This window comes from uncultured Croceicoccus sp. (assembly GCF_947496385.1).
Lineage (GTDB): Bacteria > Pseudomonadota > Alphaproteobacteria > Sphingomonadales > Sphingomonadaceae > Croceicoccus.
On sequence record NZ_CANMCP010000006.1, the window covers coordinates 174,649 to 199,308 of the forward strand.

The following is a 24,660-nucleotide window of genomic DNA, read 5'->3' on the forward strand; positions in this document are numbered from 1 at the left end:
CCGGCGATCAGCCTGTGAAACTGTCGCGGATACGTTCGAAGAACCCGCGCGAATCCGGGCATTCGGCGCCGGTTTCGGTTTCCTGAAATTCGCGGAGCAAGTCCTTCTGCTTCGCGCTCAGCTTGCGGGGAGTCTCGACATTGACCTCCACCACCAGATCGCCGCGCCCTCGTCCTTGCAGCACCGGCATGCCTTCGCCGCGCTTGCGCAATTGCTCGCCCGACTGCACGCCGGCGGGAATGGTGACGGTGATCCATTCATCGTCCATGCCCGGCAATTCGACCGTCCCGCCCAGCGCCGCCTTCGTGAAGGTGATCGGCACACGGGTGAGCAAGGTCGTGCCCTCACGCTCGAACACCGAGTGGCGCTTGACGTGCAGGAAGATGTAGAGATCGCCCGGCGGCGCGCCGTATGGCCCCGCCTCACCCTTGCCCGAAAGACGGATGCGCGTGCCGGTCTCCACGCCGGGCGGGATGTTGACCTCCAGCGTCTGCGGCTTGTCGACCCGGCCTTCGCCGCCGCAATTGCGGCACGGGCTTTCGATGACCTCGCCGCGCCCGTGGCAGGTCGGGCAGGCGCGTTCGACCATGAAGAAGCCCTGCTGCGCGCGGACCTTGCCATAGCCTTCGCACATGGGGCAGCGGCGCTTGCCAGTGCCCGGCTCCGCGCCGGTGCCGTCGCACGGTTCGCACGCCTGCGATACCTCGATCGTGATCTCGGTATCCTTGCCGTGGAACGCATCCTCGAGCGTGATTTCCATGTCGTAGCGCAGATCGGCGCCGCGGCGCGGGCGTGGCCCGGCCCCGCGACCGCCGCCGAAACCCTGTCCGAAAATGGTCTCGAAAATATCGCCGATGTCGGAAAATCCGGCCTGCCCGCCGCCGCCGCCGCTGCTCGCCTGTTCGAAGGCGGCATGGCCGTAGCGATCGTAAGCCGCGCGTTTCTGCGGATCTTTCAAACAGTCATAGGCGCGGCTGATCGCCTTGAACTTCGCTTCGCTCTCCGCATCGCCCGGGTTGCGATCGGGATGAAATTTCATCGCCAGCTTGCGATAGGCGGACTTGATCGTCTTGTCGTCCGCGCTTCGTTCGACCTGAAGCAGTTCGTAAAAGTCGATTTCGGTTTCCATGGCCCATCCCGCCGTTGCGATACGCCGCGCCTGTCATCGTGCCGGAGGAACCGGCCCGCGCGCACGGCCTGAATATGTCGAAGCGGCCGGCGGCGAACTCTCGCTGACGCCGACCGCTTCCCGTGTTCCGGCGCCGCCTGGCACGATGGCCGGGCGGCGCTCGGTTTCATCGGGCGTTTCAGCCCTTGTTCTCGTCCTCGTTCACTTCCGAGAACTCGGCATCGACGACGTCTTCTTCCGCGCCGCCCGCTTCGGACCCGGCGGCGGCACCGTCGGTCGCTGCCGCGCCTTCGGCCTGCTGCTGCTCGTACATCGCCTGGCCCATCTGCATGGCCTTCTGGGCGAGCGCCTCGCTCTTGGACTTGATCGCGTCGATGTCTTCACCTTCGAGCGCGGTCTTCACCTCGGCCACCGCGGCCTCGATGTCGGACTTGAGCGATGCGTCGATCTTGTCGCCGTTTTCGGACAGCTGCTGCTCGGTCGAGTGGACGAGGCTGTCGGCCTGGTTGCGGGCCTCGGCCTGCTCCTTGCGCTTCTTGTCCTCCTCGGCGAACCTCTCCGCGTCCTGCACCATCTGCTCGATGTCGCTGTCGGACAGGCCGCCCGATGCCTGGATGCGGATCTGCTGCTCCTTGCCGGTGCCCTTGTCCTTGGCCGACACGTTGACGATGCCGTTGGCGTCGATGTCGAACGTCACCTCGATCTGCGGAACGCCGCGCGGTGCGGGCGGAATGCCGACGAGATCGAACTGACCCAGCATCTTGTTGTCGCTCGCCATCTCGCGTTCGCCCTGAAACACGCGAATGGTCACGGCCTGCTGGTTGTCGTCCGCGGTGGAATAGACCTGGCTCTTCTTGGTCGGGATCGTGGTGTTGCGGTCGATCATCTTGGTCATGATCCCGCCCAGCGTCTCGATCCCGAGCGACAGCGGCGTCACGTCGAGAAGGAGCACGTCCTTCACGTCGCCCTGCAGCACGCCGGCCTGAATGGCGGCGCCCATCGCGACGACCTCATCGGGGTTCACGCCGGTGTGCGGTTCCTTGCCAAAGAAATCCTTCACCGCTTCGCGCACCTTGGGCATGCGGGTCATGCCGCCGACCATGACGACCTCGTCGATCTCCTTGGCCGTGACGCCCGCATCGGCGAGTGCCTTCTTCATCGGCTCCTTCGTGCGTTCGATGAGATTGCCGACCATCTTTTCGAGATCGGAGCGGCTGATCGTCTTCACGAGGTGCTTCGGACCGTTCTGATCCGCGGTGATGAAGGGCAGGTTGACCTCGGTGCTCTGTGCCGAGGACAGCTCGATCTTCGCCTTCTCGGCCGCTTCCTTCAAACGCTGCAGCGCAAGCTTGTCGCCGCGAAGGTCGATGCCCTCGTCCTTCTTGAAGCTGTCGGCGAGATATTCGACCACGGCGGTATCGAAATCCTCACCGCCGAGGAACGTGTCGCCGTTCGTGGACTTCACCTCGAACACGCCATCGCCGATTTCGAGGATGGACACGTCGAACGTACCGCCGCCAAGGTCATAGACCGCGATCGTCTTGCCGTCCGCTTTGTCGAGACCGTAGGCCAGCGCCGCCGCCGTCGGCTCGTTGATGATGCGCAATACCTCAAGACCCGCGATCTGGCCCGCGTCCTTGGTCGCCTGGCGCTGCGCGTCGTTGAAGTACGCTGGCACGGTGATGACCGCCTGCGTGACGGTTTCGCCAAGATAGCTCTCGGCCGTTTCCTTCATCTTCTGCAGCGTGAAGGCGCTGATTTCCGACGGGCTGTAATCCTTGCCGCCGGCGTTGACCCACGCATCGCCGTTCTTGCCCTTGACGATGGAATAGGGGACGAGCTCGGTGTCCTTCTTGGTCACCGGGTCGTCGAAGCGGCGGCCGATAAGGCGCTTCACCGCGAAAATCGTGTTGTCGCCGTTCGTCACGGCCTGGCGCTTGGCCGGCTGCCCGACGAGGCGTTCGCCATCCTTGGTGAAGGCGATGATCGAGGGCGTCGTGCGCGCGCCTTCGGAATTTTCGATAACCTTCGGCTTGTCGCCATCCATCACCGCAACGCAGCTGTTGGTCGTGCCAAGGTCGATACCGATAACTTTAGACATTTAAGTGTTCCCACCTCTTCATTGGACACCGCGCATTCGGGGCCCCCCAAACACGGGCAAGCCCGCCACGCGGCTCAGTAACAGGGCGCGATATAGGGGCGGTTTTTCATGGAACAAGGGCTTGAAAGCGCCTATCGACGGTTGAGAAACGCGCAGCCTGTATCGGGCGCGCCATGCCGAGGATGAAAAACACACACATGCGCCGTTTTGCGATTTTTGCCCCGCTCGTCCCCGCCGCGCTGATGCTTTCGGCATGCGGCGACACGACGGAGGCGCCGCCCGCCGACGAACTGATCGAGGAGGCGACCGACCCCAACACGCCCGAGGGAATTCAGCTCACCGATGCCTATGTCCGCCTCCCCGCCGTGAACGGCCGGCCCGGCGTCGCCTATTTCAACGTGGTCAACAATGGCGACGCGGTCCGCAACATCGCCTCCGTCTCGCTCAAGAACGTTGGCCGCACCGAAATGCACCGCACGATGCAGGAAGGCGGCGTGTCGTCGATGGAGCCGGTCACCGAAATCGCGGTACAGCCGGGTCAGACGGTCGCCTTCGAACAGGGTGGTTATCACGTGATGCTCTTCGATCTCGCCCCTGCGATGATGGCGCGCACCACCGCCGACCTGACCGTAACGTTCGACAATGGCGACAAGGCATCGTTCGCCGCCCCCATCCTGAAACCCGGCGAAAGCCCCGGCGGCCTCGGCGATAGCGACGAGATGGGCGGGATGGAGGCGATGCGCTGAACCCGGCGCCCGATCCTGTGCTCCCCCATCCTGCACCCGCCGCCTGTCCTGTGGGCGGGGAGCGCGGCCTGACCGATGGGGAGAAGGCGCTCGTCGCCTCCGTCTTCGGCGGCGCGCTCGACCCGGATCCGGTGCGGATCAAGCGGCGAAAATGGTTTCCCTTCCAACCCGCCAACACCTTGATGGCGCCGACCGGACATATCCATTTTCCCGCGCGGACCCGGCTTTATTGCGACGATTTCGCCCATGCCTCGCTCTGGCTCAAAGGGCTGTTCCTGCATGAAATGACGCATGTCTGGCAATCGCAGCAGCGCGGCAAATACTGGCTCGTGATGATGCGGCACCCGTTTTGCCGCTATGGCTATGCCGTGATGCCGGGCCGCAAGTTGACGCAATACGGGATCGAGCAGCAGGCCGAAATCGTACGCCATGCATTTTTGCTACGCCATGGTTTCCCGCTGATCGGCGCGCCGCCGCGCGAACAGCTGGAAACCATCCTGCCCTTCACCCCGCAGTAGCGATCATCCCGCGGTGCGGTCCCCGAGGCACACCGTGGTGCGGATGGCCCGGTGGTCGGAGCTGTTCGCCGGCATCACGGTGAAATCGCGCAATTCCATGTCGCCGCGCACCATCACCTGATCGAGCGGCCAGCCCAGCCAGGTCATGTCGGCCGGAAAGGTCGGATAGGTGCCCCGCCCGATCCGCGGATCGCGCCAGTCGCCTTCCTTGCGGAATTTGCTCGTCGTGGTCGACCACGGCACATCGTTGAAATCGCCCATGACCAGCGCATCGGGAAGGCCATTCGGCGTTTCCGTGCCCGCGCGCACGATATTGGCGTCGCGTTCCTCGGTATCCATGCCGGGAATGGGCGGTTTGGGATGCAGGCCGATGAAATCGAACCGGCGCCCGTTGGGCAGCGCCACCGTGGCATAAAGCGTCGGCGTATCGCGCGAGGTGTTTTCGACCATGCGCGCACCCGACACCGGGACGCGCGATGCGAAGATCATGCCGAAGGCGTGCGGCTGAATATCCTGCGTCCGGTAATCATACTGGCGAAGCAGGGGATCGAGCTGCCGCTCCCACGTCGCGTCGGTTTCCATCAAGAGCAGGAGATCGGGCGAAACACGCTCGATCTGCCGAATAACCTCGGCATAGCCGTCGTTCTTCACCTTCACATTGACGGCGAGCGCGGTGACGCATTGTGCGCTTTCATCGTTCGGGTTGGCCAATGCGATATCCGTGCCGGCAAGCGCGTTATAGGGCCAGATGCGCAGGAGGTGAATTACCGCGATCACGACGAACGTGCCCGCCACGACCCATCGCCCCGCGCGCAGGACGATCACCGCCACGACCGCGAGGATGATCGCCGCCCACATCACCGGCTCCCGCGTCATGTCCAGCGCGCGAATGAACCATTGGTCGCTTGGGATCAGCGATACCAGCGTCAGCACCAGGCCGACCGCCGCCACGATCCCCAGAATCCATTTCAAGCCCTTGCGCATATCTGCCCCCTTTGTTTTCGTGCGTTGATCGCGAACGGTCCCCACCTCCAAAACCGAAAAAGGGCGCCACCGAAAGGCAGCGCCCTTTCAACCCCGGAGGGAAAGACCGCGATCAGAAATAATTGCGATAGCGATCGTCGTTCCGGCAATCCTCGTCGATGTAACGATTGCCGTTGCGGTCGCGGAAACCGTTGCAATCGTTGTTCTTGTCCTTGAACGTGCCGGCAAGACCACCCGCAAGCGCACCCACGGCGGCATAGGTGATCACGTCCTCGCCCGTGACGGCCGCGACGCCCGCGCCCAGCGCGCCGCCGATGCCGGCACCTTCGGCCGCGTAATTGTCGGCACAGCCGCCCATCGAAAGCGCAGCGGCGCCCATCATGGGCAGAGCAATCATCTTCATCGTATTCATGGCAAAACTTTCCTTGTCCGCCCCTGTTTCATTCTGCTGGATGATACGATCCAATGCGCGAACCGTTCCGGCAGAAACGAAATCGGGGCGGAGGAGATCAATCCGGCTTTTTCGCGACACCCACCATGGCGGGGCGAAGAAGACGCTCGCGGATCATCCAGCCGCTTTGCATTTCCTGCACCACCGTGCCGGGCTCTTCGTCCGACGGAACCTCGATCATGGCCTGATGCTGATTGGGGTCGAGGGGAAGCCCCATGGCCGCGATGCGCGTGATGCCATGCTGCCCGAAAATCTTGTCGAGTTCGCGGCCCGTCGCCTCCAGCCCGGCGACGAGACCCTTCATCTTCTCGTCCTCGCGCATGGCGGGCGGAATCGCCTCCAGCGCGCGCTGCATGTTGTCATAGACGGAGAGGATGTCGCGCGCGAAACCCGTCGCGGCATAGGCGCGGGCATCGGCGACCTCCTTCTCCATGCGGCGCCGCACGTTCTGCGTCTCGGCGCGGGCATAGAGCACCTGCTGCTTCGCCTCGGCGAGTTCGTTTTCCAGTTCCGCGACGCGGTCGCCGCCGCTCGCCTCGCCCTCTTCCTCCGGCGCGCCATCGTCCAGCATGTCTTCGGGCACGCCTTTCAGTTCGTGTTCCACCGCTTCGTCGTGAGTGCCTTCGTCGTTCATTGACGTTTCCATGTCCTGTTGTCCGGTGATGAAACCGGGCGCGATTGTCGCCGCGCACCGGCGCTTGCCCCATCGGTCATCCGCGCGGATTGCCCAGCGAATGCCCCAATGACCGGGCCGTGAAATCCACCATGGGGACGAGCCGCGCGTAATTCAACCGCGTCGGGCCGATGACCCCCACCACGCCGATCACCCGCCCTTCGCGGTCGCGATAGGGCGAGGCGATGACCGACGACCCCGAAAGCGAGAACAGCTTGTTCTCCGACCCGATGAAAATCCGCGCCGCCTGCGCATCGCGCGCGCTGTCGAGCAGGCGCGCCACCTGTTCGGAACGTTCGATGTCGTCGATGAGCGAGCGTACCCGTTCGAGATCCGCCACCGCCCCGTCGTCGAGCAGCCGCGCCTGTCCCCGCACGATCAGCACCGGGCGCCGCGCGGCATCCTCGCTCAATATGGCGAGGCCCCGTTCGGCAAGGTCGCGCGCCGCGGCATCGAGGCTCGCCCGGTCGGCGTCGAGCTCGTGGCGCACGGCCTGCGACGCTTCGGGCAGGGTGCGGCCCTGCAACTGGGCGCTGATGAAATTGGCCGCCTGTTCGAGAGCGGAGGGACCGGCGCCGGCAGGCACTTCGATCACGCGGTTCTCGATCCCGCCATCCTCGCCCACCATCACGACAAGCGCGCGCCCCTGCCCCAGCGGCACGAGGCTGAACTGGTCGAGGCGGGGTTCGCGCGGCGGCACCATGACCACGCCGGCACACGCGGACAGGTTCGACAATGCCTCGCTCGTCCGCGAAAGCGCCGTCTCCACCGGGCCGGGATTGGCAAGCTCGCGCTCGATCGTGGCGCGTTCCTGTTCGGTCGGTTCGGCGACCTGCATCATGCCATCGACGAACAGACGCAGCCCGCTTTCCGTTGGCATCCGCCCCGCGCTGGTATGCGGCGCGGACAACAACCCGGCCCGCTCCAGATCGGCCAGGACCGACCGGATCGACGCGGGCGAGAGATTGACGCCATCCGCCCCTGCGAGCAATTTCGACCCGACCGGCGCGCCCGTTTCGATATATCCCTCGACCACCAGGCGAAAGATTTCGCGTGCGCGAGTGGTCAGTTCGGTGATGGGCGGCGCTGTCATGCCATTCGAAATAGGGTGCAACGCGCCCATGCTCAAGCGTTTCGGGCCATCGCACCCGGCGAAACGGCATCGCGGACGATGGCCGCTTTACCGGATTCCATGGCGATCCCCCTTGCGCCGCGCCGCGCCATCCGTAAGACCGCGTGCGAATTACCACAGGAGAACACATTCATGCGCCCATCCGGCCGCGCCCCCGATGAAATGCGGGCGATCTCGATCGAAACCGGCTTTACCAGGCATGCCGAAGGCTCGTGCCTGATCGCATTTGGCGATACACGCGTGCTGTGCACCGCCAGTGTCGAGGAACGCCTGCCGCCATGGCTGCGCGGCAAGGGCGAAGGATGGGTGACGGGCGAATATTCCATGCTCCCGCGCGCCACCCACACCCGCGGATCGCGCGAGGCGGCCAAGGGCAAGCAGTCCGGACGAACGCAGGAAATTCAACGGCTTATCGGACGTTCCTTGCGTTCCGTCACGGATCTGAAGCTGCTTGGCGAACGGCAGATCACGCTCGATTGCGACGTAATCCAGGCCGATGGCGGCACGCGCACGGCGGCGATTTCGGGCGCATGGGTCGCGCTCAAACTCGCGGTCAAGGGCCTGATGGAGGCGGGCGCGATCAAGCAGGACCCCCTCACCCGCAAGGTCGCGGCGGTGAGTTGCGGCATCTTTGACGGGACGCCGGTGCTCGACCTCGATTATGCGGAGGATTCCAACGCCGACGCCGATGCCAATTTCGTTCTCATCGAAGGCGGGCATATCGCCGAGGTGCAGGCCACCGCGGAGGGCGCGACCTATGACGATGAGGCTCTGCTGCGCCTGCTTCGCCTCGCCCGCACCGGTTGCAGCGAAATCTTCGCGGCACAGGAAAAGGCCGTCGCATAAAGGACGCATGTGATGAGTGACAATCCCCGTCTCGGCGCCGGTTCGCTGGTGATCGCCACCCATAATGCGGGCAAGCTGAAGGAGATTTCCGCCCTTCTCGAACCCTATGGGATGAAATGTCTTTCGGCGGGCTCGCTCGGCCTGCCGGAGCCGGCGGAGACGGGGACGACCTTCGTTGAAAACGCGCTGATCAAGGCGCATGCGGCGGCAAAATCCTCGCAATTGCCGGCGCTGGCCGACGACAGCGGCATGTCGGTCGCCGCGCTGGACGGGCGGCCGGGCGTCTACACCGCGGACTGGGCCGAACGGCAATGGTTCGAGGGCGATGCCGGGCGCGACTGGTACATGGCGATGGGCAAGGTCGAGGGGATGCTGGCCGAGCGCGGACCGGACGTCGCGCGCGACGCGTGGTTCAGCTGCGTTCTCGCCATCGCCTGGCCCGATGGGCGGCAAGCGGTGTACGAAGGGCGCGTGGACGGTTCGCTGACATGGCCGCCGCGCGGGCAGCTGGGCTTTGGATACGATCCCGTCTTCGTGCCCGCGGGCCGTGACCGGACCTTCGCCGAAATCGACCCGGCGGAAAAACACAAAATCAGCCACCGCGCCGACGCCTTTGCCAAATTGCGCGCGGATCAGTTCGGCACCTGAACCCGAAGCACGTTCGTCGGGCTTGACTTTGGCGGGCGATGCGGCGCTGAAATGGCGGCATGACGCTTGCGCTTTACATCCATTGGCCCTTCTGCGCGAAGAAATGCCCCTACTGTGATTTCAACAGCCACGTGCGCGACACGGTGGACGTGGCCGCGTGGGAGGCGGCGCTGCTAACCGACATGGCATTCGAGGCGGAGCGGACGGGACAACGCACCCTCACCTCGATCTTTTTCGGTGGCGGCACGCCGTCCCTGATGCCGCCGGAACTGGTCGAGCGGCTGATCGCGGCGGCGGGGCGGCACTGGGCCTTTGCGGATGATATCGAGATTACGCTGGAGGCCAATCCCTCCTCGGTCGAGGCATCGCGCTTTGCCGATCTGGCTCGGGCGGGAATCAACCGGACCTCGCTCGGTTTGCAAAGTCTCGATGACAAGGCCTTGAAATTCCTGGGCAGACTGCATGGCGCGGTCGAAGGGCTTGCCGCGCTCGACACGGCGCAGGCGCATTTCGAGCGGGTCAGTTTCGATCTCATCTACGCCCTCCCCGGTCAGACGGAGGAGGAATGGCAAGCGATGCTCTCCCGCGCACTCGGCTTCGGGACGGGGCATCTTTCGCTGTATCAGCTCACGATCGAGCCGGGCACCCGCTTTGCCACCGACCTGCGACAGGGTGCCTTTGTGATGCCGGAGGAGGATCTGTCCGCCGAGTTGTTCGCCATGACGCGCGCGATGACGGCCGCGGCGGGGCTGCCCGCCTATGAGGTGAGCAATCATGCGCGGCCGGGGGAGGAAAGCCGGCACAATCTCACCTACTGGCGCTATGGCGATTATGCGGGGATCGGGCCGGGCGCGCATGGCCGGCGTTGCGCCACGGCGACGCAGCGGCACCGCAAGCCGGAGAATTACCTCACCGCGGTCCAGCGGCAGGGACACGGCATTTGCGACAGCCATGCGCTGCCGACGGGCGAGCAGGCGGCAGAGGCGCTGATGATGGGCCTCCGCCTGGACGAGGGTGTCGATCTCGATCGGCTTTCGGCGCGGTTCGGCATGCCGATGGACGGGCTGGTGGCGATGCGGCAGGTGGCGCTTTACCGCGATCTCGGCTTCGTCACGCTCGATGGCTCGCGGCTTACGGTGACGCCGCGGGGGATGGTCCTGCTCGACGGTCTGCTGGGCGAGCTGGTGCAGCCCGAATTGCTGCTGTCGTGACGCATTTCGCCGATCTGCTGGCCGAATGGCACGCGCATCAGACGCACAACCTTCGCCGTTCCGCCCACACCGTGCGCGCGTATCAGGCCGCGGCAAAACGCCTGCTCGATTATCTTGGCGGTGATGTGGAATGGGCTGAGCTGGCGCGGTGCGATGCGGCGACCCTGCGCGGGCATATGGCACGGCGGCGCGGCGACGGATTGTCCAACGCATCGGCGGCGCGGGAGATTTCCGCGTTGAAAGCATTTATCGCCTTTGCCCGCCAACGCACTGGAATCGAACATGAAACGCCGCCCCGCCTGCGCGCGCCGCGGGTCAAGAAGGGCATTCCGCGTGCCATTACCCCGGACGAGGCGGTGGGCCTTTCCGACATGGTGGCGCAAGGCTCGGACGAGGACTGGATCGGCGCGCGCGACCGGGCCGTGCTGCTGCTGCTCTACGGCGCGGGGCTTCGCATTGGGGAGGCGCTCGCGCTGGATTGCGAGGCCTGGCCGCCGGGCGACACGCTGACCGTCATGGGCAAGGGCCGGAAACAGCGCATCGTGCCCATCATGCCCATCGTGCGCGACGCGGTCGCGGATTATCTCGCCCGCTCCCCATGGCCGGCGCGACCCGGCGATCCCTTGTTCCGCGGTGCGAAGGGCGGGCGCTTGTCGCAAGGTGTCGTGCAGAAAACGGTGGCGTCTGCGCGGCAGATTCTCGGCCTGCCGTCGTCGGCCACACCCCATGCGCTGCGCCACAGCTTTGCCACGCACCTGCTCGCCGCGGGGGCCGATCTGCGCAGCCTGCAGGAATTGCTCGGCCATGCGAGCCTCGGCTCGACGCAGATCTATACCAAGGTGGACGCGGCGACCATGCTCGACATCTACCGGGAGGCGCACCCCCGCGAACGGACCGGCGAGCGGCAGCCGCGCGACATCGGCTAATCCTCCTCGCGGCGGCGCAATTCGCGCGAGATGCGGCGCCGGTCGCGGGACGAGCGGGTTGCAAGCTGCGTTTCGAGCAGGAAATAGAGCAGGCTGACGAACACGCCCATCATCGCCGCGATCCACGCCGCCGCAACCCATGTGCCGAGCGGCGGGCGGATGAAGGCCGACACGAACATCAGGCTGACCACGATACAGATCATCAGCGCGGAGCCCGTGCTGAAATTAATGGCGACATGGGCGAATTTCTGACGCCGCAGGAGGGCGGGCAATTCCTGCACCTCCCGGTCGAGCCCGCCGCGCTCGGCCCTGCGCTCGAGCCGTTCGACCCGGTCAACGATCCATGTCAGCCGCTGATTCATGACGTTCAGCATCGCCGCGACCGCAGCGAGCAGGAACGCCGGCGCCAGCGACAGTTGCAGGATCTGCTGCACCCGCGCCGTGCTGGCGGTGCGGGACACGAGGTCGGAGGCGATCTGCGTATTCACGGCGAGGATATCGGGGATCATGCCGCCTCGATACGCCGGGCCGCGGGCCATATCAACACGGTCACGCCGGCGGATCGCGTGGATCGCCCGGCTCGTGGTCCACGGCCTTCCACGTGACCACGCGGTAGATGTAGAACACCGTCATCGCGACGACGAGCACGAGCACGACATCGCCCAAGTAGTGTTCGAATTCCCGGAACCAGCTTGCCATCAATCCCGCACCCCAGATCAGCGCCGCATTCCAGATCGCCGTCCCCGCAAGCGTGTAGATCAGGAATTTCCAGTGCCCCATGTGGGCAAGACCGGCCGGCAGCGAGATGATCGTGCGCATCAAGGGCGAAAAGCGCAGGAAGAACACGACCCATTGGCCCCAGCGGCGAAAGAAGCGGCTCGTCGCCTCCACCTGTCGCCAGTCCATGGTGAGCCAGCGCCCATGCCGGTCGACGAAGGGCCGCATGCGTTCGTATCCCAGCCTGTCGCCGAGCAGGAACCACGCATAATTGCCGAGTGTCGCCCCCAATGTGCTCCAGATCAGCAGGGGCCAGAACGCCATCCGCCCCTCCGCCACGGCGACGCCGGCCACGCCCATGATGACCTCGCTGGGCAAGGGCGGGAAAATATTCTCCAGCGCCATGAGAAAAGCGATGCCGACATAGCCGCCGCCCTCGATGATCGAGACGATCCAGTCGCTCATGCCCCAATCGCCAATGCCGAAGCGTCGTTCATGTCGAAACGTCCATATCGCTTACCCAACCGGCGAGAGCGGCAAAAGCTCCGCCCATTGGCAAAGGCACGGATCAGGATTGCGCCCGCGCGGCGATCCGGCGCTCAATCGCGGTCCAGATCATGCCGGCGCAATCGCTGCCGTTGAAACGGTCGATGGCGACGATGCCGGTGGGCGAGGTCACGTTGATCTCGGTCAGCCATTCGCCACCGATCACGTCGATGCCCACGAACGTCAGCCCCTTTTCGCGCAAATCCGGCCCCATCGCGTCGCAGATTTCCCGTTCGCGCGGGGTCAGGTCCGCCGCCTCGGCAAAGCCGCCCTGCGCCAGGTTGGAGCGGAACTCCCCCTCGCCCGGCTTGCGATTGATGGCGCCAGCCACCTCCCCGTCAATCAGCACGATGCGCTTGTCGCCCTTCGCCACTTCGGGAAGGAAGGGCTGCACCATGTGCGGTTCGGGCCAGGTCTGGTTGAACATCTCCATCAGCGCGGACAGGTTCGCGCCATCGGCATCGACGCGAAACACCGCCTTCCCCCCATTGCCGTGCAGGGGTTTGAGCACGATCGCGCCGTGCTCTTCCTGAAAACGCCGCACCTCCTCGATCCGCCGGGTTATCAGCGTGGGTGGCATGAAGCGCGCGTAATCGAGGACATAGACCTTTTCCGGCGCGTTGCGCACCGAAACCGGGTCGTTCACCACAAGCGTCTCCCCCGCAATCCGCTCCAGCAGCCAGGTGCCGGTGAGATAGCCGATGTCGAACGGCGGATCCTGCCGCATCAGCACGACATCGACATCGCGGCCAAGGTCGATCGTGCGATGATCACCCATGTCGAAATGATCGCCCGCAACGTTGCGCACCGTGACCGGCGCGGCAAAGGCGGTCACGCGCCCGTCCTGCCAGCTCAACGAACGCACGTCGTAATGGAACAGCGTATGCCCCCGCGCCTGCGCCGCCATCATCAGGGCAAAGCTGCTGTCACCGGCGATATTGATCGAATCCATCGGGTCCATCTGGACCGCGACGCGCAATTGTTCGGACACTGGGCAATTCTCCGCATATCTTCGGGTGTTTTCGGCAGATCAGAACTGCCCGGCGTTTTCCAGATGGCGCGGCATGTGCCCCGGCGCAAGGAGCAGCACGTCGATCCGGCAATCGTCGCCATCCTGCATATAGTTGGGCATGGCGATCGCGGCGGCGGCGCTGACCCGCGACAGACGGCGTGCATCGATGGCGGTGTCGAGATCGGCGGCGCGCGCCCGCCATTTCACCTCGACAAAGACGACCATGGTTTCGCGCCGTGCGACGATGTCGATTTCGCCGCCCGCATTGCGCACGCGCTCGGCAAGGATGCGAAACCCTTTCGATTGCAGATATTGCGCGGCGCTGCGCTCCGCCGTGCGGCCACGCTTTTCGGCGATCTGCCGCTTCATGGGGATTTAAGTTCCATCGCGCGGGCATAGAGCGCCTTGCGGTCGAGGCCGTGGGTCTTTGCTACATGGGCCGCGGCCTGGCTCGGCTTGCGCTGCGCCATTTCGGCGCGAAGGGCCGCGTCAATGTCGATGTCCTGCGCCGCAGCCGCGACCGGCGGGCCGATCATCAACACGATCTCCCCCTTGGGCGGGTGCGCCGTGTAGTGATCGGCGAGAGTGGCGGCGGTCCCGGTGCGGCATTCCTCGAACTTCTTGGTCAGTTCGCGCGCGACGGAGACTTCCCGCTCCGGACAGATCGCCGCGATCGCACCCAACGCCGAAACGAGGCGCGGCCCGGTTTCGTAGAACACCAGCGTCGCGGCTACCGCGCCCAGTTCGGCGAGCACGTCGGCGCGCGCCTTGTCCTTGGCCGGAAAGAACCCGGCGAACAGGAACCGGTCCGTCGGCAGGCCCGACAGGGTGAGTGCGACGACCGCCGCGCTCGGCCCCGGCAGGCTGGTGATGGGAAGACCCGCCTCGCGCGCGGCCCGCACCAGCCGGTAGCCCGGATCGGAAATCAGCGGCGTCCCCGCGTCCGACACCAGCGCGACGGCACTCTGCGCCATCAGGCCGAGGAGAAAGTCGCGCGTCTCCTCGCTCGCATGGTCGTCATAGCGCACGAGCCGCTTCTTCGCCCCGATATGGTGGAGCAATTTTCCCGTGACGCGCGTATCCTCGCACGCGACGGCATCGCACCGGGAAAGCACGTCGGCGGCGCGGATTGTCATGTCGCCAAGATTGCCAATCGGCGTGGCGACAATATAAAGGCCCGGAGCAAGGGGCGCGCCATCGTGCTGGCCCGGAACGGCATTTTCGGTCATGGCGCCGTGATGCACGCGTATATCGAGGAGTTGCAAGCAATGTTTGAACGGGCCGCAGCCAATCTGGCGGACAAGCCGGCGGCGGGGGAACGCCCCGGCACGTTGAGCCGCGGGGCGTTTGTGCGTCGCGGGATTACGGGCGCGCTGGCGCTTGCGCTCGGCGGGTGCGCCGGGATCATTCCGGGCAGCGACCGCGCCCCGCCCCCGCCGCCCCCGCCGACAGATACGGGGCCGAGTGCCGAACGCCTCCCCGACGCGGACGAGGATCGGCACCGTGTCGCCCTGCTCGTGCCATTGTCGGGCGACAATGCCGCGGTGGGGCAATCCATCGCCAATGCGACCACGATGGCGCTGCTTGACACCAATACGTCGAACATCCGTATCACCACCTACGACACCGCGAGCCAGCCCGGCACCGCGGCGGAGCGTGCGATCGCGGATGGCAACCGGCTCATCCTCGGCCCGCTGCTTTCGGACAATATCGACAATATCGCCCGCGTCGCCGGCCCCGCGCGCGTCCCGATCATCAGCTTTTCGAATGACAGCCAGGCCTCGGGCCGCGGCGTCTACATCATGGGACAGGTGCCGGAGCAGTCGATCGACCGCACGATGCGCTATGCCGCGGGGCAGGGCGTGCGCGATTTCGCCGCGCTTGTACCCGAGGGCGAATATGGCCGCCGCGCGTCGGAGGCGATGGTGCGCACCGCGCGCGATCTCGACGTGCGGATCGCGGGCGTCGAAACCTACGACCGTAGCGCGAGCTCGATCACCGCGGCCGCCAATCGCCTTTCGGCGCAGGGCGGGTTCGGCGCGGTGCTGATTGCCGATGGCGCGCGCGTGGCGGTACGTGCGGCATCCCTGCTGCGCGACCGGAACGCCTCGGCCCGGTTCCTCGGCACCGAATTGTGGAGCGGCGAGGCGGACATCGCCGAGAGCAGCGCATTGCGCGGCGCGTGGTTCTCCGCCATTTCGGACGGACGCTATCGCCGGTTCAGCGACAGCTATCGTTCCCGCTTCGGCAGCGCGCCCTATCGCGTCGCCACGCTGGGTTACGATGCAGTGCTGCTCGCCATCAATATTGCGCAGGAATGGCCCGTGGGCACGCGCTTCCCGCTTGAAAGGCTGGAGGACGAAGGCGGGTTCATCGGGCTCGACGGGGCGTTCCGTTTCGACCGCGATGGCGAGATCGAACGCATGTTCGAAGTGCGCGAGGTGACCGCCAACGGCATGCGCGTCGTGTCGGAGGCGCCGACCGCTTTTTGATCGCGCGGCTGGCGGCATACCACCGCGAAAACGGGACATAAGCCGAACGGCGCGCTTGCCAGTGCGCCGTTCGTCCCGCTAGTCTGGCGCCCATGTCCGACGACGATCTTTTCGAAAACGCACCCTCCGTCGCGGGGGAAAACTACGACGGCTCCTCGATCGAGGTGCTCGAAGGGCTGGAACCGGTGCGCCGCCGCCCCGGCATGTATATCGGCGGCACCGACGAACGCGCGCTGCACCACCTCGCCGCCGAAGTCATCGACAACGCCATGGACGAAGCCGTCGCCGGCCACGCCAACCGGATCGAGGTCACGCTGGAGGAAGGCAATCGCCTGACGGTGAGCGACAACGGACGCGGCATTCCGGTCGATGAACATCCCAAATATCCGGGGCAATCCGCGCTCGAGGTGATCCTGACCACGCTGCATTCCGGCGGCAAGTTTTCGGGCAAGGCCTACGCGACGAGCGGCGGTCTGCACGGTGTCGGCGTGTCGGTCGTCAACGCGCTGAGCAGCCTGACGCGGGTCGAGGTCGCACGGAACAAGGAACTGTTTGCGCAGGAATTTTCGCGCGGCCTTCCGCAGGGCAAGCTCGAAAAGATCGGCGCCGCGCCCAACCGCCGCGGCACCACGGTCAGCTTCACCCCCGACACCGAGATTTTCGGCAAGCAGCAGTTCAAGCCCGCGCGCCTGTTCCGCCTCACCCGGTCGAAGGCGTATCTGTTCGCCGGGGTCGAAATCCGCTGGAAATGCGCGGCTTCACTGGCGAGCGACGACGTGCCGCAGGAGGCGGTGTTTCAGTTTCCCGGCGGCCTTGCCGACCATTTGCGCGAACAGATCGGGACACGCGAATGTGCCACCACCGATTTCTTTGCCGGACGCCAGGATTTTCCCAAGGGCGAGGATGGATCGGATCAGGGGCGCGTCGAATGGGCCATCGCCTGGCCGCTGTATTCCGACGGATCCTATAGCTGGTATTGCAACACCATCCCGACGCCCGACGGCGGCACGCATGAACAGGGGCTTCGCGCCGCGCTGACCAAGGGATTGCGCGCCTTTGCCGAACTGACCGGCGTTAAGAAGGCAAAGGACATCACCCCCGACGATGTCACCAATGGCAGCGAGATCATGCTCTCGCTCTTCATCCGCGACCCGCAGTTTCAGTCGCAGACGAAGGACCGCCTCACCTCGCCGGAGGCTGCGCGGCTGGTCGAAAACGCCATGCGCGACCATTTCGACCATTTCCTGACCGCGAACATGGACCGGGGCAAGGCGCTGCTCTCGCAGGTGATGGAGCGCATGGACGAACGCCTCCGCCGCAAGCAGGAGCGCGAGGTCAAGCGCAAGACCGCCACCAATGCGCGAAAACTGCGCCTTCCCGGCAAGCTCACCGATTGTTCGGGGGAGCCCGGTCGCGACACCGAACTGTTCATCGTGGAAGGCGATTCCGCCGGTGGCAGCGCAAAGCAGGCCCGCGACCGCAAGACGCAGGCGATCCTGCCCATTCGCGGCAAGATCCTGAACGTTGCGTCGGCCAGCCTCGACAAGATCCGCGCCAATTCCGAAATCGCGGACCTGATGCTCGCGATCGGTTGCGGGGTGCGCAAGGATTGCGATACGGATAATCTGCGTTACGACCGCATCATCATCATGACCGACGCCGATGTCGACGGCGCGCATATCGCGACGCTCTTGATGACGTTCTTCTTTCAGGAAATGCCCGACATCGTGCGCGGCGGTCACCTCTATCTCGCGCAGCCGCCGCTTTACCGGCTCACCGCGGGCAAGGAGAGCCGCTATGCCCGCGACGATGCCCACCGGGCGGAGCTGGAGGCGACGGTGTTCAAAGGCAAGAAGGTCGACGTCGGCCGGTTCAAGGGCCTTGGCGAAATGAACCCGCAGCAATTGCGCGAAACCACAATGGCCCCCGAAAGCCGCAGCCTGATCCGCATCACCCTGCCCCCCGAATTCGAGCAGCGCGCCGCGGTGAAGGAGCTGGTCGATCAGCTCATGGGGCGCAATCCCGAACATCGCTTCAACTTCATTCAGAACCGCGCCGGCGAGCTCGACCGCGACATGATCGACGCCTGATTGCCGGCCCACGTTACGGCGGGGCTTGTCCGAATGGCCGGGGCCGTGGCACGAAGGCACGCGAACACGAACCCAACGATCGGCAGGACAGGCAATGAAAGAACGTTTCGAAGGCACCAGCAACTATGTGGCGACCGACGATCTCAAGGTCGCGGTGAACGCCGCGGTGACGCTGCGCCGTCCGCTGCTCATCAAGGGGGAGCCGGGCACGGGCAAGACCGTGCTCGCCCATGAAATCAGCAAGGCCACCGGTGCACCATTGATCGAATGGAACGTCAAATCCACGACGAAGGCGCAGCAGGGGCTTTATGAATATGATGCCGTGGCCCGGCTTCGCGACGGACAGCTTGGCGACGAGCGCGTGCACGACATCGGCAATTACATCCGCAAGGGCAAGCTGTGGGAGGCGTTCACCAGCCCCGACCTGCCCGTGCTGCTCATCGACGAGATCGACAAGGCCGACATCGAGTTTCCGAACGACCTGCTTCAGGAACTCGACCGGATGAGCTTCGACGTTTACGAAACGGGCGAGCGGGTCGAGGCGAAGGAACGCCCCATCGTCGTCATCACCTCGAACAATGAAAAGGAACTGCCGGACGCGTTTCTGCGCCGCTGCTTCTTTCACTATATCAAGTTCCCCGACCGGGAGACGATGCAGGCGATCATCGCCGTCCATTTCCCGGATATTCAGACGCGACTGGTGAGCGAGGCGCTCGAAATCTTCTACGAATTGCGGGAGGTGCCGGGCTTGAAGAAAAAACCCAGCACGTCGGAACTGCTCGACTGGCTCAAACTGCTCCTAGTGGAGGACATGCCGATGGACGTGTTGCAGAGCCGCGATTCGTCGAAGGCGATCCCCCCCTTGCACGGTGCGCTGCTCAAGAACGAGCAGGACGTGATGATGCTCGAAAGGCTCGCCTTCCTCGCCCGGCGGGAGCGGTGAGCCTGTGCTTCTCGGCTTTCTCGACGAATTGCGCGCCGCGGGGATCAAGGCCAGCCTGAAGGAGCATCTCGTCCTGCTCGAGGCGCTCGACCAAGACGTCATCGATCGCACGCCCGAGGCGTTCTACTACCTGTCACGCGCGATCTACGTGAAGGACGAAGGCCTGCTCGACCGCTTCGACCAGGTGTTTCACAAGGTGTTCAAAGGCGTCCTCGCCGATATGGGCCAGGACGCGGTCGACATTCCCGAAGACTGGCTGCGCGCGGTTGCGGAGAAATATCTGAGCGCCGAGGAAAGGGAGAAGATCGAGGCGCTCGGCGACTGGGACACGATCATGGAGACGTTGAAGAAACGGCTCGAGGAGCAGGATTCGCGCCACCAGGGCGGCAACAAGTGGATCGGCACGGGCGGGACCTCGCCGTTCGGCCATTCGGGCTATAACCCCGCCGGCGTGCGGATCGGCGGCGAGAGCCGGCACCGCCGCGCGATCAAGGTGTGGGAGAAGCGCGAGTTCGCTGATCTCGACAATTCGCGCGAACTCGGCACGCGCAACATCAAGATGGCGCTGCGCCGCCTGCGCCGTTTCGCGCGGGAGGGGGCCGCGGACGAGCTCGACCTCGACGCGACGATTCGCGGCACCGCCCGGCAGGGGTATCTCGATCTCAAGATGCGGCCCGAACGGCGCAACGCGGTGAAATTGCTGCTGTTCCTCGACGTGGGCGGCTCGATGGATCCGCATATCCGCGTGGTGGAGGAATTGTTCAGCGCGGCCCATGCGGAGTTCAAGAACCTCGAATTCTTCTACTTCCACAATTGCCTGTACGAAGGGGTGTGGAAGGAAAACCACCGCCGCTGGACCGATCGCACGCCGACATGGGACGTGCTTCACAAATATGGCCACGATTACAAGATCGTGTTCGTCGGCGATGCGGCCATGTCCCCCTACGAAATCGCGCATCCGGGCGGTTCGGTCGAACATATGAATGCCGAGGCCGGCGGCGTGTGGCTCAAACGGGTGGTCGATACCTATCCGGCGACGGTCTGGCTTAACCCGGAGGAGCGGCGCGCATGGGATTACACGCAGTCGAACCGCATGATCCGCGAGATCATGAACGACCGCATGTACCCGCTCACCATGGACGGGCTTGAGGATGCGATGCGCGAGTTGAGCCGCAAGCGCGGCTAGGTCAATACAGCAGCAGCGGCGCGATTTCGTCCCGCCACGCCGCCTCGTCCCGCGATGCGACGGCGTCGAGGTCGGCGGGCGCCGCGTCCGGGTTGTCCACCCATTCGCGCAAGTCCGGCCCGCCATTGATCACGTCGATCGCCAGCCGGTCGAACTCGTATTCATAGGGAAAGTCCCGCCACAGATCGTAATCGGGATAGAGCCGCCGGATCGCCTTGAACGCCAGCGCCTGCAAGCGCCACGGCCGGAACGCGGCATGGTCGTAGAACGGCCCCTCCGCATGGATCATCAGCCCGTGACACAGCGTGCCCGCATGTTTGTGAAACGTCGGCTCGAACCAGCATTCGCGGATCGCGCAGCCCGCCAGCCATTCGGGCGCAAACCCGCGCATTTCGGTGAGAACCGCTTTCGCATCGATGTCGGGCGCGCCGAACAATATCTCCAGCGGGCGGGTCGTGCCGCGGCCTTCGGACACGGTCGCGCCCTCGATCATGACGGTCCCGGCATAGGCGCGCGCCATGTTCACATTGGCGGCATTCGGGCTGGGGTTGATCCACACCCGGTCCTGCGGCCAGCCATGGCCCGGACCGTCCGGCTGCCAGCCTTCCATCCCGATCACGCGATATTCCACGTCCAGCCCGAAATGCGCCACGAACCAGTGTCCCATCTCGCCCAGGGTAAGCCCGTGCCGCATCGGCATCGGCCCGGCGCCGACGAAGCTTTCCTGTCCTGCGCGCAAAATCGTCCCCTCCACCGGGCGTCCGGCGGGGTTGGGCCGGTCGAGCACCCAGATCGCCTTCCCACTCTCCGCCGCGGCCTCCAGCATGTAGAGCAGCGTCGTCACGAAGGTATAGATCCGGCAGCCCAGGTCCTGAAGATCGAAGAGGAACACGTCGGCGCTGTCCATCATCGCGGCGGTCGGGCGGCGCACCTCGCCATAGAGGCTGAAGACCGGGATGCCGTAATCGGGATCCGTCTCGTCGGCGGTTTCGACCATGTTGTCCTGCTTGTCCCCCTTCAGCCCATGTTGCGGGCCGAAGGCGGCGGATAGCGTGATCCCCTCGCACGCGGCCAGCGCGTCGAGCGAATGGGTCAGGTCCGCCGTAACGGATGCGGGATGAGCCACCAGCGCAACGCGGCGCCCGATGAGCGGGCGGCGCAGTTCCGCATCGGCGATGAGGCGATCGATACCGAATTTCATGCGTTCATCGGTGGCGAAATCTTCGCGGCAAAGCAAGCGGGCGCGTGAAAATCAGGCCGCCCCTCGCCATGCGCCAAAGCCCATAAATCGCGATCCCCGCTCGTCCGTTCGATCACCGCACAAAGGCCGACCGCCAAAGGCTGCACACCCGTCACCGGCCAGACATCGACGGCGACGCGCATGGCGGCGACATCGCCCATCCGCAGGTCGATCACGGGCGGAAAGGTGGCGGGCGGCGGGCTGACCGGCGCGCGATAATCGGCAAATTCATACGCGGCCCAGCATCCATCGGGCGCAAAGTTCCACTCGTGATAACCGCCGCCCTCGCCCATTGCGAACAATTCGAAGCATGTATGCTGCCACAAACCGTCGGCGCGTTCGGGCACGCGGGGCCGCGGCCACACGATGCCGCCAACGTCGCCCGTCACGCGATAGTCGATGCGCCAGCGCCCGTCGGATGCGAAGCCGACCCGCGCCGACACCGCGTAGGGCGCCTCCTCGCCCGCCGGATGCGGGAGCAGTGCGATCCATTCGTCTTCATTCATCGCCATGCGCTTCGCCTTCCCCCTACCCGCGCGGCGGAACCCGTGTTACGGGCGCCGCGCAAACCATTCTTGCCGGACGGACAGCCACGATGACCTACAAATCCCAATTGCTTCGCACGCTGGACGAACGCGGCTATATCCATCAGGCGACCGATGCCGATGCGCTCGACACGCTGGCGGCAAAGCAGATCGTGCCCGGCTATATCGGGTTCGATCCCACGGCGCCATCGCTGCATGTCGGATCGCTGGTGCAGATCATGATGCTGCGCCGGTTGCAGCAGGCCGGGCACAAGCCGATCGTCGTCATGGGCGGCGGCACGGGCAAGATCGGCGACCCCAGCTTCAAGGACGAGGCCCGCTCGATGATGACGGAGGACGTCATTGCGTCCAATGTCGCCTCCATCCGGAAGGTGTTTTCGCGCCTGCTCACCTTTGGCGACGGGCCGACCGATGCGGTGATGGTCGACAATGCGGAATGGCTCGACCGGCTCGAATATATCCCCTTCCTGCGCGACATCGGGCAGCATTTCTCGGTCAACCGGATGCTAAGCTTCGATTCGGTAAAGCTGCGTCTCGATCGGGAGCAATCGCTCAGCTTCCTCGAATTCAATTACATGATCTTGCAGGCGTATGATTTCCGCGAATTGTCGCGGCGGTATGATTGCCGGTTGCAGATGGGCGGTTCGGATCAGTGGGGCAATATCGTCAACGGGATCGAACTCACGCGCCGCGTCGATGCGCGCGAGGTGTACGGGCTGACCACGCCGTTGCTGACGACGGCGGATGGCGCGAAAATGGGCAAGTCGGTGAACGGTGCGGTGTGGCTCAATGAAGAGATGCTGCCCGCGTATGATTTCTGGCAATACTGGCGCAATTGCGACGACCGGGACGTGGGCCGGTTCCTGCGGCTTTTCACCGATCTGCCGCTCGCCGAAATCGCGGAACTGGAGGCGGCGGAAGGCGCCGGGATCAACGCCGCGAAGGTCCGGCTCGCCAACGAGGTGACCGCCCTTTGCCGGGGCGAGGATGCCGCGAAAAAGGCCGAGGCCACGGCGCAGGCGACCTTTGCCGCGGGCGGCGTCGGCGGCGATCTTCCCGTTTTCGCGGTGCCCGCAGAAGGCGTCGGGATTGTCGATGCGCTCATCGGCGTGGGCTTTGCCAAGTCGAAGGGCGAGGCACGCCGCCTGATCGCGGGCGGCGGTGCGCGGCTGAACGGGGAACAGGTCGCGGACGAAACCCTGCATGTCGCGGCCCCGTCCGAAGACATGCGCATTTCGGCCGGAAAGAAGCGCCACGGCATTCTGCGCGGCTGATCCCCGACCTGCGCCTTATCCGTAGGCGCGTGTTTACCATATGTTATCCAGTGGGCGTTAACCCCATGATCTGGATTAACATATGGGGGCGCAGGTGCAGGGCGGCGCACGATTATCGGTTACGGATCTTCGCAGGGCGACACGCCACCCGGTCGACTGTCCGGTGGTGGCGGACCACCGCATCCACGGTGATCTGCCGATGCGCCTTTGCAATATTTCCGCGAACGGTTTCATGGCGCAAAGCGATGTCGCGCTCGATCGCGGGGAAAGGCTGACCGTACGCCTGCCCGAGATCGGACGGATCGAGGCGCATGTCATCTGGTCCGCGGACGGGCGCGCCGGGTGTCAGCTCGAACGCGTGATCCCGCCCGACCGCTTTACCCGGATGCTCTCGCAGATGAAGCCGAAAGCGCGCATTCGCCCGCGCGAATGACGGGGCGACGTCATCGGCAATCGACCTTGCATTGGCGCGCGCGCCATCGCACAGGGGCGCAATGTCTGAAGATCTTCTTTCCAACATTGCGCTTCTCATCGATGCGGACAATGTCACGCCCGCCGGAATCGATCCGGTCCTGACCGTTCTGGCCGAGCTGGGGCAGGTCAATATCCGCCGCGCTTACGGCAATTGGGCAAAGCCCCAATTGGCGAAATGGCGCGACATCACGAATCAGTTCGGGATCCATCCACAACAGCAATTCGACCTGACCAAGGGGAAGAACGCCACCGACATGGCGATGACGATCGATGCGATCGACCTGCTCTATCGCGGCAAGGTCGACGGCTTCGGCATCATGTCATCCGATAGCGATTTCACCCCGCTTGCCACGCGCCTCCGTCAGGACGGGCTCGTCGTATACGGTTTCGGCAGCGCGGACCGTGCGCCCGACGCGTTCAAGACCGCCTGCACGCGCTTCATCAACATCGATGCGCTGATCGCCGGCGATGCGGAGGATACCGGAACCTCCGGTCGCCGTTCCGACGAGGAGGGCAAGCCGCGCAAGCCCAAGCGCGCCACGGTGGACGAGGAACTGGTCGAGTTGCTGGGCAAGGCATTCCGCGCGGCCAGTCGCGACGACGAAGGCTACGCCCGCATGGGCGAGGTCGGGCAGATCGCCGGCAACCGGTCCAGCTTCGACGTGCGCAACTATGGCTACAAGCGGCTCATCGACCTCATGCGGGAGCTGGATCAGTTCGATGTCGTCATGCGCAACGGGCAACCCTTCATCAAGCGCATGCGCTGACCCCCCTCA

At 64.9% G+C, this 24,660-nt stretch carries 26 protein-coding genes; 13 read left to right on the forward strand and 13 right to left on the reverse strand.

Annotation, left to right across the window (positions count from 1 at the left end; translation table 11 throughout):
- Positions 1-7 precede the first annotated feature (7 nt).
- Positions 8-1,129, reverse strand: coding sequence for a molecular chaperone DnaJ (gene dnaJ / locus Q0897_RS11315; RefSeq protein ID WP_299309559.1), 1,122 nt, complete (start codon positions 1,127-1,129; stop codon positions 8-10).
- Positions 1,130-1,307: 178 nt separating this feature from the next.
- Complete coding sequence (gene dnaK, locus Q0897_RS11320) at positions 1,308-3,230, reverse strand: molecular chaperone DnaK (protein ID WP_299309560.1); 1,923 nt, start codon at positions 3,228-3,230, stop codon at positions 1,308-1,310.
- A gap of 182 nt (positions 3,231-3,412) precedes the next feature.
- Here dnaK and Q0897_RS11325 point away from each other — a divergent pair, with 182 nt between their 5' ends.
- Together Q0897_RS11325 and Q0897_RS11330 are read left to right on the forward strand one after the other, a co-directional pair.
- Complete coding sequence (locus tag Q0897_RS11325; RefSeq protein WP_299309561.1) at positions 3,413-3,976, forward strand: copper chaperone PCu(A)C; 564 nt, start codon at positions 3,413-3,415, stop codon at positions 3,974-3,976.
- Between the two features lie 17 nt (positions 3,977-3,993).
- A complete protein-coding gene (locus Q0897_RS11330) occupies positions 3,994-4,494 on the forward strand; it encodes a vgr related protein (protein ID WP_299309562.1) in 501 nt (166 codons plus the stop codon).
- Positions 4,495-4,497: 3 nt separating this feature from the next.
- On the opposite strand, the gene Q0897_RS11335 is transcribed toward Q0897_RS11330, so the two are convergent.
- The 4 genes from Q0897_RS11335 to hrcA form a co-directional block, all read right to left on the reverse strand.
- On the reverse strand, positions 4,498-5,478 hold the full coding sequence (locus Q0897_RS11335) for an endonuclease/exonuclease/phosphatase family protein (protein ID WP_299309563.1): 981 nt from the start codon (positions 5,476-5,478) through the stop codon (positions 4,498-4,500).
- Between the two features lie 112 nt (positions 5,479-5,590).
- Complete coding sequence (locus Q0897_RS11340) at positions 5,591-5,890, reverse strand: hypothetical protein (protein ID WP_366519930.1); 300 nt, start codon at positions 5,888-5,890, stop codon at positions 5,591-5,593.
- Between the two features lie 97 nt (positions 5,891-5,987).
- Complete coding sequence (gene grpE, locus Q0897_RS11345) at positions 5,988-6,563, reverse strand: nucleotide exchange factor GrpE (RefSeq protein ID WP_299309564.1); 576 nt, start codon at positions 6,561-6,563, stop codon at positions 5,988-5,990.
- 76 nt (positions 6,564-6,639) lie between these two features.
- The gene (hrcA, locus tag Q0897_RS11350; protein ID WP_299309565.1) at positions 6,640-7,695 is read right to left on the reverse strand and encodes a heat-inducible transcriptional repressor HrcA; all 1,056 of its coding nucleotides are present in this window, start codon (positions 7,693-7,695) and stop codon (positions 6,640-6,642) included.
- Positions 7,696-7,866: 171 nt separating this feature from the next.
- Here hrcA and rph point away from each other — a divergent pair, with 171 nt between their 5' ends.
- The 4 genes from rph to Q0897_RS11370 are packed head-to-tail and all read left to right on the forward strand — an operon-like array spanning position 7,867 to position 11,365.
- The gene (gene rph, locus Q0897_RS11355) at positions 7,867-8,580 is read left to right on the forward strand and encodes a ribonuclease PH (RefSeq protein ID WP_299309566.1); all 714 of its coding nucleotides are present in this window, start codon (positions 7,867-7,869) and stop codon (positions 8,578-8,580) included.
- A 12-nt stretch (positions 8,581-8,592) separates the two neighbouring features.
- Positions 8,593-9,228: an RdgB/HAM1 family non-canonical purine NTP pyrophosphatase gene (gene rdgB / locus Q0897_RS11360; RefSeq protein ID WP_299309567.1), complete on the forward strand. Its 636-nt coding sequence runs from the start codon at positions 8,593-8,595 to the stop codon at positions 9,226-9,228.
- A gap of 59 nt (positions 9,229-9,287) precedes the next feature.
- Positions 9,288-10,439, forward strand: a complete 1,152-nt coding sequence (gene hemW, locus Q0897_RS11365; RefSeq protein WP_299309568.1) for a radical SAM family heme chaperone HemW — start codon at positions 9,288-9,290, stop codon at positions 10,437-10,439.
- Complete coding sequence (locus tag Q0897_RS11370; RefSeq protein WP_299309569.1) at positions 10,436-11,365, forward strand: tyrosine recombinase XerC; 930 nt, start codon at positions 10,436-10,438, stop codon at positions 11,363-11,365. The genes hemW and Q0897_RS11370 overlap by 4 nt, the downstream gene beginning before the upstream one ends.
- Here the strand turns inward: Q0897_RS11370 and Q0897_RS11375 are convergent.
- From Q0897_RS11375 to rsmI, 5 genes are all read right to left on the reverse strand, one after another.
- A complete protein-coding gene (locus Q0897_RS11375; RefSeq protein ID WP_202084945.1) occupies positions 11,362-11,874 on the reverse strand; it encodes a DUF2721 domain-containing protein in 513 nt (170 codons plus the stop codon). The genes Q0897_RS11370 and Q0897_RS11375 overlap by 4 nt on opposite strands.
- A 40-nt stretch (positions 11,875-11,914) precedes the next feature.
- Complete coding sequence (locus tag Q0897_RS11380; RefSeq protein WP_299309570.1) at positions 11,915-12,547, reverse strand: DedA family protein; 633 nt, start codon at positions 12,545-12,547, stop codon at positions 11,915-11,917.
- Positions 12,548-12,650: 103 nt separating this feature from the next.
- Positions 12,651-13,619, reverse strand: coding sequence for a glutathione synthase (gene gshB / locus Q0897_RS11385; RefSeq protein ID WP_299309571.1), 969 nt, complete (start codon positions 13,617-13,619; stop codon positions 12,651-12,653).
- 39 nt (positions 13,620-13,658) lie between these two features.
- Complete coding sequence (locus Q0897_RS11390; RefSeq protein WP_299309572.1) at positions 13,659-14,009, reverse strand: YraN family protein; 351 nt, start codon at positions 14,007-14,009, stop codon at positions 13,659-13,661.
- On the reverse strand, positions 14,006-14,869 hold the full coding sequence (gene rsmI / locus Q0897_RS11395) for a 16S rRNA (cytidine(1402)-2'-O)-methyltransferase (protein WP_299309573.1): 864 nt from the start codon (positions 14,867-14,869) through the stop codon (positions 14,006-14,008). Before rsmI ends, Q0897_RS11390 begins: the two co-directional genes overlap by 4 nt.
- A 39-nt stretch (positions 14,870-14,908) precedes the next feature.
- On the opposite strand from rsmI, the gene Q0897_RS11400 reads away from it, so the two are divergent.
- The 4 genes from Q0897_RS11400 to Q0897_RS11415 all read left to right on the forward strand — a co-directional run bounded on the left by Q0897_RS11400 (position 14,909) and on the right by Q0897_RS11415 (position 20,351).
- On the forward strand, positions 14,909-16,132 hold the full coding sequence (locus Q0897_RS11400; RefSeq protein WP_299309574.1) for a penicillin-binding protein activator: 1,224 nt from the start codon (positions 14,909-14,911) through the stop codon (positions 16,130-16,132).
- 92 nt (positions 16,133-16,224) lie between these two features.
- Positions 16,225-18,222, forward strand: a complete 1,998-nt coding sequence (gene parE / locus Q0897_RS11405) for a DNA topoisomerase IV subunit B (RefSeq protein ID WP_299309575.1) — start codon at positions 16,225-16,227, stop codon at positions 18,220-18,222.
- 94 nt (positions 18,223-18,316) lie between these two features.
- A complete protein-coding gene (locus Q0897_RS11410; protein ID WP_299309576.1) occupies positions 18,317-19,165 on the forward strand; it encodes a MoxR family ATPase in 849 nt (282 codons plus the stop codon).
- A gap of 4 nt (positions 19,166-19,169) precedes the next feature.
- Entirely contained in the window at positions 19,170-20,351 is a 1,182-nt protein-coding gene (locus tag Q0897_RS11415) for a VWA domain-containing protein (protein ID WP_299309577.1), read from the forward strand.
- 1 nt (position 20,352) lies between these two features.
- Here the strand turns inward: Q0897_RS11415 and Q0897_RS11420 are convergent, their stop codons facing one another.
- Entirely contained in the window at positions 20,353-21,552 is a 1,200-nt protein-coding gene (locus Q0897_RS11420) for a DUF1343 domain-containing protein (protein ID WP_299309578.1), read from the reverse strand.
- On the reverse strand, positions 21,549-22,103 hold the full coding sequence (locus Q0897_RS11425; protein WP_299309579.1) for a DOMON-like domain-containing protein: 555 nt from the start codon (positions 22,101-22,103) through the stop codon (positions 21,549-21,551). The genes Q0897_RS11420 and Q0897_RS11425 overlap by 4 nt, the downstream gene beginning before the upstream one ends.
- Positions 22,104-22,186: 83 nt before the next feature.
- Here Q0897_RS11425 and tyrS point away from each other — a divergent pair, with 83 nt between their 5' ends.
- From tyrS to Q0897_RS11440, 3 genes are all read left to right on the forward strand, one after another.
- Positions 22,187-23,410: a tyrosine--tRNA ligase gene (gene tyrS / locus Q0897_RS11430; protein ID WP_299309580.1), complete on the forward strand. Its 1,224-nt coding sequence runs from the start codon at positions 22,187-22,189 to the stop codon at positions 23,408-23,410.
- Positions 23,411-23,642: 232 nt separating this feature from the next.
- Positions 23,643-23,843 carry a hypothetical protein gene (locus tag Q0897_RS16105; RefSeq protein ID WP_366519931.1) on the forward strand — a complete coding sequence of 67 codons (201 nt, stop codon included), beginning with the start codon at positions 23,643-23,645 and terminating at the stop codon, positions 23,841-23,843.
- 61 nt (positions 23,844-23,904) lie between these two features.
- Positions 23,905-24,651, forward strand: a complete 747-nt coding sequence (locus Q0897_RS11440) for an NYN domain-containing protein (RefSeq protein WP_299309581.1) — start codon at positions 23,905-23,907, stop codon at positions 24,649-24,651.
- Positions 24,652-24,660: the final 9 nt, after the last annotated feature.

Bases quoted from the DNA above. Each gene is read 5' to 3' on its own strand.
- dnaJ (WP_299309559.1), bottom strand. From the start codon at position 1,129: ATGGAAACCGAAATCGACTTTTACGAACTGCTTCAGGTCGAACGAAGC.
- dnaK (WP_299309560.1), bottom strand. From the start codon at position 3,230: ATGTCTAAAGTTATCGGTATCGACCTTGGCACGACCAACAGCTGCGTT.
- Q0897_RS11325 (WP_299309561.1), top strand. From the start codon at position 3,413: ATGAAAAACACACACATGCGCCGTTTTGCGATTTTTGCCCCGCTCGTC.
- Q0897_RS11335 (WP_299309563.1), bottom strand. From the start codon at position 5,478: ATGCGCAAGGGCTTGAAATGGATTCTGGGGATCGTGGCGGCGGTCGGC.
- Q0897_RS11340 (WP_366519930.1), bottom strand. From the start codon at position 5,890: ATGAATACGATGAAGATGATTGCTCTGCCCATGATGGGCGCCGCTGCG.
- grpE (WP_299309564.1), bottom strand. From the start codon at position 6,563: ATGAACGACGAAGGCACTCACGACGAAGCGGTGGAACACGAACTGAAA.
- hrcA (WP_299309565.1), bottom strand. From the start codon at position 7,695: ATGACAGCGCCGCCCATCACCGAACTGACCACTCGCGCACGCGAAATC.
- rph (WP_299309566.1), top strand. From the start codon at position 7,867: ATGCGCCCATCCGGCCGCGCCCCCGATGAAATGCGGGCGATCTCGATC.
- rdgB (WP_299309567.1), top strand. From the start codon at position 8,593: ATGAGTGACAATCCCCGTCTCGGCGCCGGTTCGCTGGTGATCGCCACC.
- hemW (WP_299309568.1), top strand. From the start codon at position 9,288: ATGACGCTTGCGCTTTACATCCATTGGCCCTTCTGCGCGAAGAAATGC.
- Q0897_RS11375 (WP_202084945.1), bottom strand. From the start codon at position 11,874: ATGATCCCCGATATCCTCGCCGTGAATACGCAGATCGCCTCCGACCTC.
- Q0897_RS11380 (WP_299309570.1), bottom strand. From the start codon at position 12,547: ATGAGCGACTGGATCGTCTCGATCATCGAGGGCGGCGGCTATGTCGGC.
- Q0897_RS11390 (WP_299309572.1), bottom strand. From the start codon at position 14,009: ATGAAGCGGCAGATCGCCGAAAAGCGTGGCCGCACGGCGGAGCGCAGC.
- rsmI (WP_299309573.1), bottom strand. From the start codon at position 14,869: ATGACCGAAAATGCCGTTCCGGGCCAGCACGATGGCGCGCCCCTTGCT.
- Q0897_RS11400 (WP_299309574.1), top strand. From the start codon at position 14,909: ATGTTTGAACGGGCCGCAGCCAATCTGGCGGACAAGCCGGCGGCGGGG.
- parE (WP_299309575.1), top strand. From the start codon at position 16,225: ATGTCCGACGACGATCTTTTCGAAAACGCACCCTCCGTCGCGGGGGAA.
- Q0897_RS11410 (WP_299309576.1), top strand. From the start codon at position 18,317: ATGAAAGAACGTTTCGAAGGCACCAGCAACTATGTGGCGACCGACGAT.
- Q0897_RS11420 (WP_299309578.1), bottom strand. From the start codon at position 21,552: ATGAAATTCGGTATCGATCGCCTCATCGCCGATGCGGAACTGCGCCGC.
- Q0897_RS11425 (WP_299309579.1), bottom strand. From the start codon at position 22,103: ATGGCGATGAATGAAGACGAATGGATCGCACTGCTCCCGCATCCGGCG.
- tyrS (WP_299309580.1), top strand. From the start codon at position 22,187: ATGACCTACAAATCCCAATTGCTTCGCACGCTGGACGAACGCGGCTAT.
- Q0897_RS16105 (WP_366519931.1), top strand. From the start codon at position 23,643: ATGGCGCAAAGCGATGTCGCGCTCGATCGCGGGGAAAGGCTGACCGTA.
- Q0897_RS11440 (WP_299309581.1), top strand. From the start codon at position 23,905: ATGTCTGAAGATCTTCTTTCCAACATTGCGCTTCTCATCGATGCGGAC.